Below are 12,387 nucleotides of genomic sequence, written 5' to 3' on the forward strand. Positions count from 1 at the left end.
AGAGGTCGAGCGGTCGCCGTGGCCGAACAGCGGTCCAGAGGTCGAACGGTCGCCGTGGCCGAACAGCGGTCCAGAGGTCGAACGGTCGCCGTGATCGAGCGGCGGGCCGGAGGCCGAACAGTCGCGGTGATCGAGCGGCGGGCCCGTGGCCCAGCAGCGCTCACTGTGGTCGAACGGCGGTCCCGTGGCCACCGGTGGTTGTTCAGAACCGCCGGTGGCCATCGGGGGCCGTGGGTGCCGAGCCGCTGTGGGGGAGCAGCGCCGGCGACCCGGTGAGGTCCGATGAAGGAGGTCCGGCCGCGGGTCGGTGCTTGTGCTTCGCGGGTCACGGGACTCGTCCCCGTACCGCCGCCAATGCCTCGCCGGGACGGGGTGACCGTGCGCGAAAGGCCGCACGGCCGGACCGGTTGGTGCCTGAGGGTCAGGCGATCAGGTTGTCGAAGTCGCCGTCGCGGACGCCACCGAGGAAAGCCTCGATCTCAGCCCGGTTGTAGATCAGTGCCGCACCCTCGGGATCCCGGGAGTTACGCACAGCGACGTCACCGCTGGGCAGGACGGCGCACTCGACGCAGTTGCCGCTCGGGTTGCTCCGGCGGCTCTTCTGCCAGGTCACTCCCTGCAGTTCGCCGGCAGGCATGCCGTTGACCACGTAGGCCATTCCAAGCTCCCTAGATTTGCCCCGGATCGCCCATCGGTCCGGGATTGGTGGTGATCTCACGTGCCTAAATGAAGCGGTGATGCAAATGCACGTGCATCTGGCCTTGCGTAGTCACGTGATTCTGAGCATGATAACGCACGTACTACTCACTTTGGGGGTCACTGAGGGTGACATCTTTAGGTGATGGGTCGGTCGCGGAGCGACAAGCTGCGACCTCGGCGCGAGGCCCCTGGCGGGGGCGTCCTTAGCGAGAGGTGACGAGTGTGTCGGTTCCGAACTTTGGCCCCGAACGACCCGAAACGGGTGGCTCCGGCGCGGTGGAGAGTCCGCGCTGGGGAAACTCGTTGGTCTACCGAGACGAACCCGACGAGGTGTTCGCCGCTTCCACCAGGGCGACCACGGTGAGCCACCGATTCGGCGGGGTCAGGTATGCGTTGAGCCGGCCCGGCGGGACGACCGCCCGGAAGCCGCCTGCCGAGGAGGATGAGTCCGACGCGCGTGACTGAGCTGGTCAGTTGCCACCGAGGGCGGTTCAATGCCCGATCCCCCCGCCCCCGGGCCCCGTTCCGGCGCGACGGTCGACTGCGTCAGAGCAGCCCGGCCTGGCCGGTGTACGAGTTCGGCGAGGCCGACTACTGCTACGGCGTCGGCCCGATCCGGCTCCGCCTGGAGTGGGTGAACTGGTCGCAGCCGATCCCCCACGAGGGTGACACCTGGCTGGCCGTCCGTGGCGTGGTCATCGACGCCGCCGGCCGCGACGGGGCCGTCCGGGAGATGCTGGTCCGCGCCTCCTGCATTCCACTTCCCCCCGCCATCCGCCGTCCCCGGATGAGGGCGCTGCGCAGCACGCCCGTGTGAGACACCGGGTGGGCGGCACAGTCCCCCGTGCTGAGCCGCCCACCCGGCCCCCCGAAACCCAGCGTCGACCCGGCCACGCGGCAGGGATGAGACAGGGTCTCCGAAACCCGGCGTCTACTCGGCACGCGGTAGGAAAAGGCTGGGTCTCCGAAACCCGGCGTCTACCCGGGGCGCGGTAAGGAGAAGCCAGGTCTCCGAAACCGGCATCGATCCGACGGCGCAAGAAGTTTTGGCCCGCGGCGCAAGAAGCGCCGGTCTCCGAAGTCGGCGCCAGCCGGCGTCAACCCGGCGCATGGCGCGCGGCGCAAGAAGTCTTGGCCCGTGGCGCAAGAAGCGCCGGACTCCGAAGACGGCGCCAGCCCGCGTCGACCCGGCGTGTGGCGCGGGAAGCTGTGATCAGGGTTTGCGGGCCACGCCTGCCCAGTAGTAGGCCACCTTCGGATCGTCGACCCGGATGTCGGGGCGCCAGGCGGACACCGGGGTGAGGCCCGGCTCCAGGAACTCCCAGTCGCCGAAGAAGCGGGCCACCGCCTCGCGGGTGCGGGCCACCAGCGTCATCCCGGCGCCGGTGGCGGACTTGACGGCCGCGGCCACCGCGGCGGGATCGAAGTCGGCGGTCGGGTGGGTGATGGCCAGGCAGCTGCCGGACGGCAGGGCGTCCCGGAGTTCGGCCACCAGCGACCACGGGTCGTCGGCGTCGGCGATCAGCATCAGGATGGCGATCAGGCTGAGACCGACCGGCTTGGTCAGGTCGAGGGTGTCCATCAGGGCCGGATCGGTCAGGATGCTCCGGGGCCGGCGCAGGTCGGCGGCGATGTACTCACTGCGGCCGAGCGGATTGCTGATCATCAGCGCGCGGGCGTGCACCAGCACGATCGGATCATTGTCCACATAGACCACCCGGGTGGACGGCTCGTGCAGCTGGGCGATCTCGTGCAGGTTGGGCCGGGTGGGGATGCCGGTGCCGACGTCGACGAACTGGCGGATGCCCTCCTTGAGCACCAGGTCCCGGGCGATCCGGTGGACGAACCGCCGGTTCTCCGTGGCCATGAACCGCATCCCGGGGATCGCCTTGATGATGGCCTCGCCGACGGCCCGGTCGACGGCGAAGTTGTCCTTGCCGCCGAGCCAGTAGTCGTAGATGCGGGCCGAGTGCGGCACGTTGATGTTGACCCCGGGTGGAGCGATCTCGGTGGGTGTGGAACTACTCTCTGCCACGACCGTCTCCTCGTGTTCGACCCCACAGCCAACGACCCGGTCCAGGTTAGCCGTAACGATCGACCGATTTCACCCCCGGAGAGTGAATGCCAGTCGGAAGATGGTCAGGCCGCCGAGGCGTAGCCCCTGGACGCCGCCGAGACGACCCGATCGCGTCCGGCGTGCTTGGCAGCGTACAGGTGACTGTCCGCAGTGGACAGTAGGGTTGGCTGCGTGGCGTCCGGGTCGTCGGCGATGGCGGCGACCCCGATACTGACAGTGACGGGCAGTCCGCGAGTGATGTCCCGCCAGTCGTGGTCACGGACAGTACGGCGAATGCCGTCCAGCAGAGCGGTGGCCCGCCCCGGTGTGGTGCCGGGCAGCACGATCAGGAACTCCTCCCCGCCCATCCGGGCGGCGAACCCCTCCGGGCAGGCGCCGGCCACACCCTCGGCGAGCATCGCGGCGACCCGGATCAGCACCTGGTCGCCGACGTTGTGCGAGAGCCGGTCGTTGATCTGCTTGAAGTGGTCCAGGTCGACCAGGGCGATGGTCAGCGCCGGATCGGTCTCGATCAGGGTGGGCAGGCTCTCGTCGACGAAACGCCTGTTGTGCAGGCCGGTGAGCGGGTCGCGGCGGGCTTGCTCGCGGAACCGCTCGGCCTCCTGCCGGGCCTCCACCGTCTCGAACATCGCCTGCCTGGTCCTGGTCCGGGCCTCACGCTGCAGGGAGTGCAGATTCTGGTACGCCGTGAAGAAGGTCTTGTGCATGGCGAAGGCCTCGGCGAACTCGCCCCGGGCGGCGTGCAGCTCGGCCTGCTCCTGGTGCAGGCGGACCAGCATGTCCAGCAGGTGGCGGTCGACGCACAGGTCCCGGCACTCGTCCAGATTCTGCTGGGCGAGGTCGAAGGCGCCCCGGCCGCGCTGGGCCTGGGCGAGCGTGAGCAGGTAACCGGCCAAGGCGTCGGCCCGGTCGTGCTGCCCCTCGCCGTGCCGCTCGATGCAGAGCCGCATGGTGGCCTCGGCCTCGGCGAAGCTGCCGTTGCCGACCTGGATCGAGCCGATGGTGTCGAGATAATCCGGTTCCAGCCGGACGTCCCATTCGACGGCCAGGTGCTGGAGCCGCCCGGCCACCTGCTCGGCGCGCTGCGTCTCACCGGAGTCGAACTCGGCGAAGGCCTGGTTGTTGAGCAGGCAGAGCAGCGCCAGCGAGCCGGAGCGCACGGCGAGGTCTTCCGCCTGCGCGTACCGCACCCGGGCGGCGTCCATCGAGCCGGCCGCCCAGAACGCGTCGGCGAGCTTGACCCGGTGCCAGATGTGCATGTGATCGGTGGCCTCGTCGTCGAGCAGCTCGACCGAGAGCAGCGCGTGCTCCAGGCCCTGCTCGGCGTCGCCGAGGTGCTGGTGGATGTAGGACCAGAGGACGTGCATCCGGGCCAGCAGGACCCGGGCGTCGTTGGCCACCGCCCACTCGTGGACCTGCCAGATCTGCTCGGTGGCGCCGGTGATGTCACCGTCGCGCATCCGCATGTTGGCCTGGCAGAGCCGGGCCCGAGCGATCAGCAGCGGGTCGCCCAGCTCTTGGGCGGCCTGCTCGAGCAGGATCGCCCGGGCCAACTCGGCGCGGGCGTCCCACGAGCGTTTGTCCTCGATGTCGAGCAGGGCAGCCGAGAGCATGTCGGCATCCACCGGCAACTCCATCAACCGCCTCCCCCGTGCGAGTACGTGCTTTCCCGCAGGGAGTCATCGGCATGCCGGCGCCGATGTTGAGGGAAACCGCACCCGGACTCCCCGAGGTTAGCTCTGCGTGAGGGCTCGACCCCAGGGAGTGCGGAGTGACGTACGACCTACTCGGCCGAAACCTTCTCGGGTGAAGGCTTGATGTCGACCGTCGAGCGCAGCATGGTCGGCTTCATCGCGATCGCGGCGATCACACCGATCACCGCCACCCCGGCCGAGATCAGGAAGATGTGCCCGGTGGCGTCGCCGTACGCGATCCGGACCACGTGCTGGAACGCCTCCGGCAGACTGGCGATGTCCAGGGTGCCGGAGCCGCCGGCGGCGGTGTCGGCGGGCACACCCATCGCGGTGAGCTGCTCGGTCGTCGAGGTGGCCACGTGCCGGGCGAGGACCGCGCCGAGGACCGAGACGCCGATCGTGCCGCCCAGCGAGCGGAAGAAGGCGACCGTGGCGCTGGCCGCGCCGATGTCCCGCAGCGAGACGGTGTTCTGCACGGCGAGCACCAGGTTCTGCATCGACATGCCGACACCGACGCCGACGACGGCCATGCTGGTCCCGATGTACCACAGCGAGGTGTCGTGGTCGAGGAACGAGAGCCCGGCGAACCCGGCGACCAGGGTGATCGTGCCGGCCACCACGTAGGGCTTGATCCTGCCGCTCTTGGTGATCGCCCGCCCGGCCAGCGTCGAGGAGACCAGGACGCCACCCATCATCGGGATCATCAGCAGGCCGGCCTCGGTCGGGCTGTAACCCCGGCCGATCTGGAAGTACTGCCCGAGGAAGACCGAGCCGCCGAACATCGCCATGCCGACCGCGAGGCTGCCGATGATCGCCAGGGCGGTGGTGCGCTCCCGGACGATGGGCAGCGGGACGACCGGCTCGGCGACCCGGGACTCGACCCAGACGGCCAGGGCGAGCAGCACCAGGCCACCGCCGACCATGGCGGCCGTCTGCCAGGAGAACCAGCCGAACGCGTCGTCGACGAAGGACACCCAGATCAGGATGATGCTGACGCCGGCCGCGATCAGGGAGGCGCCCAGGTAGTCGATCTTCACGTCGTCCCGGCGCAGCACCGGCAGGTGCAGGGTCTTCTGCAGGACGAACAGGGCGATCACCGCGAACGGTGCGCCGATGAAGAAGCACCAGCGCCAGCCGAGCGCGTCGGTGTCGACGATCAGGCCGCCGAGCAGCGGGCCGCCGACCGTGGCCAGGGCCATCACGCCGCCGAGGTAGCCGTTGTAACGACCGCGCTCGCGCGGCGGGATCATCGCGGCGATGGCGACCTGCACCAGCGCCTGCACGCCACCCATGCCGAGACCCTGGAACGCGCGGGCCGCGATGAGCTGCTCGGTGTTCTGGGTGAAGCCGGCGATCAGCGAACCCAGGATGAAGATGATGATCGAGACCTGGACCAGCAGCTTCTTGCTGTAGAGGTCGGAGAGCTTGCCCCAGATCGGGGTGGACGCGGTGGCCGTGAGCAGGGTCGCGGTGACCACCCAGGTGTACTGCGTCTGGGTGCCGCCCAGGTCGCCGATGATCTTCGGCAGTGCGGTGGAGACGATGGTGGAGCTGGCCATCGCCACGAAGAGCACGAGCAGAAGGCCGGACAGGGCCTCCAGAATCTCGCGGTGGGTCATCGCGCCACCGCCGCTCCGCTCCGGTGTCGCGATGGTCTTAGAGCCTGTGTCCAATGATTCGCTCGCAAGCTCGCTCATGAAGCGACCTCTTCTTCCTGGGTGATCAAGTCGTGGGCCAATCGGCTCAGGGATGTGGTGAGGGCATCGATCTCCTCGGGTGTCCAGTCGTGCAGTGCCGCACTGATCCGGGCCTCGTAGAAGGTCTGTGTCTGGTCGAGGAGGGCGTGACCGGACTCGGTCACGTGCAGGGTGCTGGCCCGGCCGTCGAGCGGGTCGGCGGTGCGCTCCACCAGCCCGGCGCGGGTCAGGGCGGCGACCGACCGGCTGATCGTCGACGGGTCGAGCGCGTGCTCGCTGGCCAGCTCCTTCATGTGGCAGCCGGCCGACTCACGACGGCGGATCGCCAGCAGCACGCCGAGCGGCGCCTGCACCGGATGACGCTGCTTGAGGACGCGGACCGCCTTGATGGCGTCGTGGAACGCCTCCAGCAGGTTCATGCCCCACCTCCTCGGAATGCTTGGTGCATACAACTATCTTCCTGAACTTGCTCGTTGTGCAAGTTTGCTCATTGGGAACTGGATCACACGTCGGTACGCTCGACCCATGACTGCGGTGACCGAACAGGAGCAGGGCCTGCGCGAGCGGAAGAAGGCGGCGACCCGCCAGGCCCTGCACGAGGCGGCGCTCCGGCTGGCACTGGAGCTCGGCCCGGAGCACGTCACCGTCGAGGCCGTCGCGGACGAGGCCGGGGTCTCCCGGCGGACCTTCTCCAACTACTTCACCAACAAGGAGGAGGCGTTCTTCTACGGCGACCGGCTGCGGATGCGGATGATCGCTGACCTGCTGCGGAGCCGTCCGGCCGACGAGTCGCCGTGGACCGCGCTGACCGAGGCGGCCCGGGAGTTCTACGCGCAGCGGGGCGAGCTCGATCCGGAGTGGATCACCAGGGGCCGCCTGATCCGCCGCCATCCGGCGCTGGCCGCGGCCCACGTGCAGACCTTCGCGGCCACCGAGCACGACCTGAGTGCCGAGGTCGCGGCAAGGCTCAAAGATCAAGACCCGCTTGGTGTACGGGCGAAGCTGCTCGCCGCCACCTTCCTGGCCGTTCTCCGGACGTCGCTCACGGTGTGGCTGGAGCACCCGTCCGAGATCCGGTTCTGGGACCTGGCCAGTGACGCCCTGGACGAGACCGGACGGGGCCTCGGCGGGCTGCGCTGATGGATCGGCCGGCCGGAGCGACGTGACGCTCCCGGCGTACCGCAAACCGGTTTTAAAGGGTTTTGGCTCCCAGGCCGCTGATCACCAGGGTCAGCTGGCGGCGCCAGGCCTGCGGGTCGGCGGAGTGCTGCGCGACCCCGGCGTTGGCCATCATCAGCAGCGTGATGTCGTGGCGGGTGAAGTCGGGGCGCAGCCGGCCGGCCCGCTGCGCCCGGGTGCAGACGTCCACACCCCGCTGCTGGGCGACGGCACGCAGCGCGGCCAGCCGCTCGTCGTCGTCGAAGGCGCTGGTCACCAGCAACTCGGCGAGGCCACGGTCGGTGGCCTGGAGTTCACAGACCCGGGTGAGGTAGCCGACGAACGCGGCCCACGGGTCGGGGTGCTCCAGGGCCTGCTCGGCGAGGCGTACCGCGGCGGTCATGTGCCCGGCGAAAACTTCGGCGATCAAATGGCGACGGCCGGGGAAACGGCGGTAGAGGGTGGCGTTGCCGACGCCGGCCCGGCGGGCGATCTCGTCCAGGCTGGCGTCCAGACCCTGCTCGGCGAAGACCTGTCGGGCCGCGCTGAGCAGGGCCGCGCGATTGCGGCGGGCGTCCGCTCGCAGCCGGGTGGCCATGCGCCACAGGATACGACGTTCCCGCGGAATCACAGAGATCGAATGCTACGGTCCGCGGGACGTCGCTGAAATGGTGCAGGAGGTGCGGTAATGCCGCAGATCGAAGTAGAGGTGCCGGCCGCGGACGGTGTGGCCGAGGCGGTTCTCGTCACGCCGGAGGGCCCGGGGCCGTTCCCGCCTGTGCTGCTGTTCATGGACGCGTTCGGCCTGCGGCCCCGGCTGCGGGAGATGGCCGAGCGGATCGCCGGGCACGGGTACGCGGTGCTGGTCCCGAACCTGTTCTACCGCAGCGCGCAGGGCCCGATCATCAGCCCCGGTGAGCTGGCCGACGAGGAGAAGCGCGGCGCGGCCTTCGGGCGGATCGTGCCGATGATCCAGGAGCTGACCGCCGCCCGGATCAGTGCGGACGCCGCCGCCTATCTGGACTACCTGACCGGGCGGGACGAGGTCGCCGAGGTGCCGGCCGGGATCGTCGGCTACTGCATGGGCGGCCGGAACGCGCTGGTGGCGGCGTCGGAGCTGCCGAACCGGTTCGCCGCGGCCGCCAGTTTCCACGCCGGCGGGGTGGTCACCGACAAGCCGGACAGCCCGCACCTGGGCCTGCCGGCGATCACCGCCGAGGTCTATCTCGGACACGCCGACAACGACGAGTCGATGACGCCGGAGAACATCGCGGCCCTGGAGGTGACCCTCGCCGAAGCCGGCGTGAAGTACACCTCGGAGCTGTACGAGGGCGCCCCGCACGGATTCACGATGACCGACACGTCGATGTACCACGAAGCCGGCGAGAAACGGCACTGGGAGGTGCTGATCCCGCTGTTCGGCCGGGCGCTCAGCTGACGCAGAACTCGTTGCCCTCCGGGTCGGCCAGCGTGACCCAGGTGAAGGGGCCCTGCTGACCGTCCCAGAGGAAGGTGGCGCCGCGCGCGACCAGTTTGTCGCGCTCGGCGTCCCGGTTCGCGTCGCCGGCCCGGATGTCGACGTGCATCCGGTTCTTCACCGTCTTGGCGGCCTCGTCGAACTGGAAGAGCATCCGCCGGCCGTTGTCCGGGTGCACGATCGCGCCACCGGTCTTCCACACCAGTTTCCCCCGGTGGTGGGTGGTCTGGTCGTCGGTGGCGAACCCCTTGGCGACCATGTCCCGGATGAACGCCTCGTCCTGGGGCTCCACGTCCCAGCCCAGGGTCTCCGCCCACCAGTCGGCGAGCGTGTGCGGGTCGGTGCAGTCCACGGTGACCTGGAAGTCGTAAGCCATGAACCGCACGCTACCCACGATTCCGGACAGCTTCCGGCCTAATTGGCGTAGAGCCCCGGGAAGTACCTGTCGATCGCCGTCACGTCGTACACGTGCCGGATCTCGTTGATCTCCTGGTCCTCGACCCCGAGGAACTCGACCAGGCGGGCTGTGCCGAACGGGCCCACCAGGTCGTAGATCAGAGCGGACCCGTCCACCGCGTCCGTCCGGGCCACCACCGTGACGGTGTCGGCGAACGCGGCGATCCGGTGCAGGACCTGGAGAAGCTCCTCGTCGTCGACCGGGGCGTCGAGATTCCACTCGGTCTCCACGTCCGGCCTGAGCAGCCTGCGAGCTCCGGGCAGGTCGTCGTTGGTCCACGACCTGACCCAGAAGTCGACCACGTCCATGCGGTTCCCCATCAGCCGTTCAGCATCGAGTCGGCGCTCACGAAGGAGTAGCCGGCCTTGATGATGCCCGGAACCAGTTCCTTCAGGTGGTCGGTACCCAGGTAGTGGTGGTAGAAGCAGCTGGCCACACCGTCGCGGACGACCAGGTTGCGCTCGGCGCTGGCGATCAGGTCGGACGGCAGCCGCACCGGGTGCGTGTTGTAGGCGGTCGGCTCGACGTTGCCGATGTTCTCCGGGACGACCGCCGAGCCGTACACGTCGCGGACCGTGTACGGGAAGAACTGGCCGAACTGACGGGTGTAGTCGTACTTGGCCCCGGTCAGCACACCCGGGAAGTACAGGCCCCGCTCGTACCGCTTGCCGAACAGGTTGTGCACCGCCTGGTAGTCGGCCGGGCTGGCGGCGTAGTGCGGGAACTCGAAGATCTTCGGCGAGCCCAGTCCGGCCAGCGCGAACAGCGCGCCCGAGGTGAGCATGCGGGAGGTGGCCCAGGCGACCGAGTCCTCCTTCACCGGGCCGTCGTAGATCACCCGGTCGGCGTCGTCGACGTGCGCGGTGTAGAACTCGAAGTCGTTGCCGCTGGTGCCGTCGTACGGGTTGTTCACCGCGCCGTACTGGTGGGTGTAGCCGTGCATCAGCAGCGTGCCGCCCTTGGCCTGCATGTACTTCAGGGCGGAGACCACCTTCGGCCGGTTCAGCAGCGTGTAGTCCTCGGCCTTGCCGTCGTTGTTGACCCCCTTCGGATCCCGGTACCGGGGGTAGACGGCGACGCTGAACGGCACCTTCATCGACGACAGGTAGTCGGCGATCGCCCGCAGGTCGGCCGGGTCGGCGTCCGGGCCGACGTCCTCGATCCGGATCAGGGCCCGGTGCCGCTCGGCCGTGTTCGGGCCCAGCGCGTCGAAGAGCAGGTCGCTGAAGATCAGGTAACGGTCGTCGTGGGTGACGTACGAGAACGGGATCTCGCTGACGTAGGTCAGGTTCCCGGAGCGGACCGCCCAGGGCAGGCTGCTGCCGTCGGCGCGGGTCGCGGCGGCCAGCGTGGTGACCTTGGCCGGGTCGGTGACCGACAGGTTCATCAGGCCGGACTTGTTGTTCTCGTCGCGGGTCAGGCCGCGGCCCTTGTAGGTGACCCCGGTGATGTCGGCGAAGTCGAACAGCCCGCTGGTGAAGCCGAACCTGGCGGCGAAGCCGTCCACCTTGGAGAGCTGCCAGACGTTGTCCCGGACCCAGATCACCGGCTTGGTGGTGGCCACCACGTCGGCCAGGAACGCGGCCGGCAGCGGCTCGTCGTAGGTCGAGCCCAGGTAGATCACCGCGGTGTAGTTGTTCAGGTCACCGGCCTTGTACCCGGCCACCGGAGCGGCAGTCCACGCGCCGAAGTGCGAGGCGAGGTTCGCGGTCTGGGTGGCGTAGACCTCGCCCAGCCAGCCGTAGTCGCCGGTGGTGTCGTAGAGGACGAGAGCCTTCGCCGTACCACCGCCGGGGGCGGCCTTTCCGGTCTTCGTGGCGGCGACCGCGACGGCGGCGGCGTCGGCCTCCACGGCGTTGAAGCCCACCGCGGCGACCGCGGCTACGGCCGCACCGGCGGCGAGGACACTGCGGCGGGAGACGATCGAGGTACGCATCAGGCAATGGCTCCGGTGGTGGCGGCGGACGGGGTGACGGGCATGGCCTCGGGCGGGGAGGCGAGACCCAGGAGGGCGGCGGTGGCCCGGGCGGTGCGCTGGGCGGCGAGACCGTCGCCGTACGGGTTGCCGCCGGCCGTCATCGCGTCCCGGCGTTCCCGGCTGTCCAGCAGCAGCGACGCCTCCGACACGATCAGCGCGGTGTCCGAGCCGACCAGCTTGGCGCAGCCCGCGTGCAGCGACTCGACCCGCTCGGTGACGTCCCGCAGCACCAGCGCCGGCACCCCGAACGACGGGGCCTCCTCCTGGATGCCGCCCGAGTCGGTGAGCACCAGGTACGCCTCGGAGAGCAGCCGGGCCAGGTCCGGGTAGGGCAGCGGGTCGGTGACGGTCACCCGCTCGACGCCGGCCAGTGCGGCCTCCACCTGCTCGCGCACCGCCGGGTTCGGGTGGCTCGGCAGGATCACGTCGATGTCGTCGTAGCGGGCGATCAGCTCCCGGACCGCGGCCAGGATCCGGTCCAGCGGCTCGCCCCACGACTCGCGGCGGTGCGCGGTGACCAGGACCAGGCGGTTCGTGCTCGTCGCCCGGGCGGCGGCGACCGCCTGGTTCTCGAACGGCAGCTTCCGGCCGGCCACCGCCAGGGTCGCGTCGACCACGGTGTTGCCGGTGATCAGCACGTCGCTCGCCGGGATCTTCTCGTCCAGCAGGTTCATCGCGGCCAGCGGCGTCGGCGCCAGGTGCAGGGCGGCGACCTGGGCGACCAGGCGGCGGTTGCCCTCCTCCGGGAACGGCGACTCCAGGTCACCGGAGCGCAGACCGGCCTCCAGGTGCACCACCGGGATCCGCCGCCAGAACGCGGCGAGCGCGCCGGCCAGGCTGGTGGTGGTGTCGCCCTGCACGATCACGGCGGCCGGGGTGCGTACCGACCAGAGTTCGTCCAGTTCGCGGATCATCGCGGTGAGCAGCTCGGCCTGCCCGCCGGTGGTCCGCTCGACCTGCAGCGTGATGTCCGGCTCGAGACCGAACGCGGCGAGTGCCTGGGTGACCATCGCGGGGTGCTGGCCGCTGGCGAGCAGGACCGGTTCGAGGATGCCTGCTTCGCGCATGGCGATCGCGACGGGAGCGAGTTTGACGGCTTCGGGACGGGTGCCGCCGACCAGGTGTACTTCACGAGACATGGGGGAGCCTT

Annotated in this window: 14 protein-coding genes; 3 read left to right on the forward strand and 11 right to left on the reverse strand. The window is 69.7% G+C overall.

The window, feature by feature from the left end; translation table 11 throughout:
• Window positions 1-192 (reverse strand): hypothetical protein (locus tag Aco03nite_RS33145; protein WP_203802082.1); only part of this gene is annotated, 192 nt, incomplete at its 3' end.
• Window positions 193-421: 229 nt separating this feature from the next.
• Window positions 422-658, reverse strand: a complete 237-nt coding sequence (locus Aco03nite_RS33150; protein WP_203802084.1) for a DUF397 domain-containing protein — start codon at window positions 656-658, stop codon at window positions 422-424.
• 498 nt (window positions 659-1,156) lie between these two features.
• On the opposite strand from Aco03nite_RS33150, the gene Aco03nite_RS33155 reads away from it, so the two are divergent.
• Window positions 1,157-1,516, forward strand: coding sequence for a hypothetical protein (locus Aco03nite_RS33155; protein ID WP_239145650.1), 360 nt, complete (start codon window positions 1,157-1,159; stop codon window positions 1,514-1,516).
• A 396-nt stretch (window positions 1,517-1,912) separates the two neighbouring features.
• On the opposite strand, the gene Aco03nite_RS33160 is transcribed toward Aco03nite_RS33155, so the two are convergent.
• From Aco03nite_RS33160 to Aco03nite_RS33175, 4 genes are all read right to left on the reverse strand, one after another.
• Window positions 1,913-2,734: an SAM-dependent methyltransferase gene (locus tag Aco03nite_RS33160; protein WP_203802093.1), complete on the reverse strand. Its 822-nt coding sequence runs from the start codon at window positions 2,732-2,734 to the stop codon at window positions 1,913-1,915.
• Window positions 2,735-2,838: 104 nt separating this feature from the next.
• Window positions 2,839-4,413 carry a GGDEF domain-containing protein gene (locus Aco03nite_RS33165; protein ID WP_203802096.1) on the reverse strand — a complete coding sequence of 525 codons (1,575 nt, stop codon included), beginning with the start codon at window positions 4,411-4,413 and terminating at the stop codon, window positions 2,839-2,841.
• A 146-nt stretch (window positions 4,414-4,559) separates the two neighbouring features.
• Window positions 4,560-6,089, reverse strand: a complete 1,530-nt coding sequence (locus Aco03nite_RS33170) for an MDR family MFS transporter (protein WP_203802099.1) — start codon at window positions 6,087-6,089, stop codon at window positions 4,560-4,562.
• A 74-nt stretch (window positions 6,090-6,163) separates the two neighbouring features.
• Window positions 6,164-6,586: a MarR family winged helix-turn-helix transcriptional regulator gene (locus tag Aco03nite_RS33175; protein WP_203802119.1), complete on the reverse strand. Its 423-nt coding sequence runs from the start codon at window positions 6,584-6,586 to the stop codon at window positions 6,164-6,166.
• Between the two features lie 106 nt (window positions 6,587-6,692).
• On the opposite strand from Aco03nite_RS33175, the gene Aco03nite_RS33180 reads away from it, so the two are divergent.
• On the forward strand, window positions 6,693-7,307 hold the full coding sequence (locus Aco03nite_RS33180; protein ID WP_203802123.1) for a TetR/AcrR family transcriptional regulator: 615 nt from the start codon (window positions 6,693-6,695) through the stop codon (window positions 7,305-7,307).
• A gap of 52 nt (window positions 7,308-7,359) precedes the next feature.
• Here the strand turns inward: Aco03nite_RS33180 and Aco03nite_RS33185 are convergent, their stop codons facing one another.
• Window positions 7,360-7,923: a TetR/AcrR family transcriptional regulator gene (locus Aco03nite_RS33185; RefSeq protein ID WP_203802125.1), complete on the reverse strand. Its 564-nt coding sequence runs from the start codon at window positions 7,921-7,923 to the stop codon at window positions 7,360-7,362.
• A gap of 90 nt (window positions 7,924-8,013) precedes the next feature.
• On the opposite strand from Aco03nite_RS33185, the gene Aco03nite_RS33190 reads away from it, so the two are divergent.
• Window positions 8,014-8,763 (forward strand): dienelactone hydrolase family protein, encoded by a 750-nt coding sequence (locus Aco03nite_RS33190; RefSeq protein WP_203802126.1) that lies wholly within the window; start codon window positions 8,014-8,016, stop codon window positions 8,761-8,763.
• Here the strand turns inward: Aco03nite_RS33190 and Aco03nite_RS33195 are convergent.
• From Aco03nite_RS33195 to wecB, 4 genes are read right to left on the reverse strand one after another with little or no spacing between them, the layout of a single operon-like run.
• Window positions 8,756-9,178, reverse strand: a complete 423-nt coding sequence (locus Aco03nite_RS33195) for a VOC family protein (RefSeq protein ID WP_203802127.1) — start codon at window positions 9,176-9,178, stop codon at window positions 8,756-8,758. The two genes, Aco03nite_RS33190 and Aco03nite_RS33195, sit on opposite strands and share 8 nt — an antisense overlap.
• 38 nt (window positions 9,179-9,216) lie before the next feature.
• A complete protein-coding gene (locus tag Aco03nite_RS33200) occupies window positions 9,217-9,579 on the reverse strand; it encodes a hypothetical protein (protein ID WP_239145651.1) in 363 nt (120 codons plus the stop codon).
• Window positions 9,579-11,195 (reverse strand): DUF2334 domain-containing protein, encoded by a 1,617-nt coding sequence (locus Aco03nite_RS33205; protein WP_203802128.1) that lies wholly within the window; start codon window positions 11,193-11,195, stop codon window positions 9,579-9,581. Before Aco03nite_RS33205 ends, Aco03nite_RS33200 begins: the two co-directional genes overlap by 1 nt.
• Window positions 11,195-12,376: a non-hydrolyzing UDP-N-acetylglucosamine 2-epimerase gene (gene wecB / locus Aco03nite_RS33210; protein WP_203802129.1), complete on the reverse strand. Its 1,182-nt coding sequence runs from the start codon at window positions 12,374-12,376 to the stop codon at window positions 11,195-11,197. The genes Aco03nite_RS33205 and wecB overlap by 1 nt, the downstream gene beginning before the upstream one ends.
• Between the last annotated feature and the right edge of the window lie 11 nt (window positions 12,377-12,387).

This window comes from Actinoplanes couchii (assembly GCF_016862075.1).
GTDB lineage: Bacteria > Actinomycetota > Actinomycetes > Mycobacteriales > Micromonosporaceae > Actinoplanes > Actinoplanes couchii.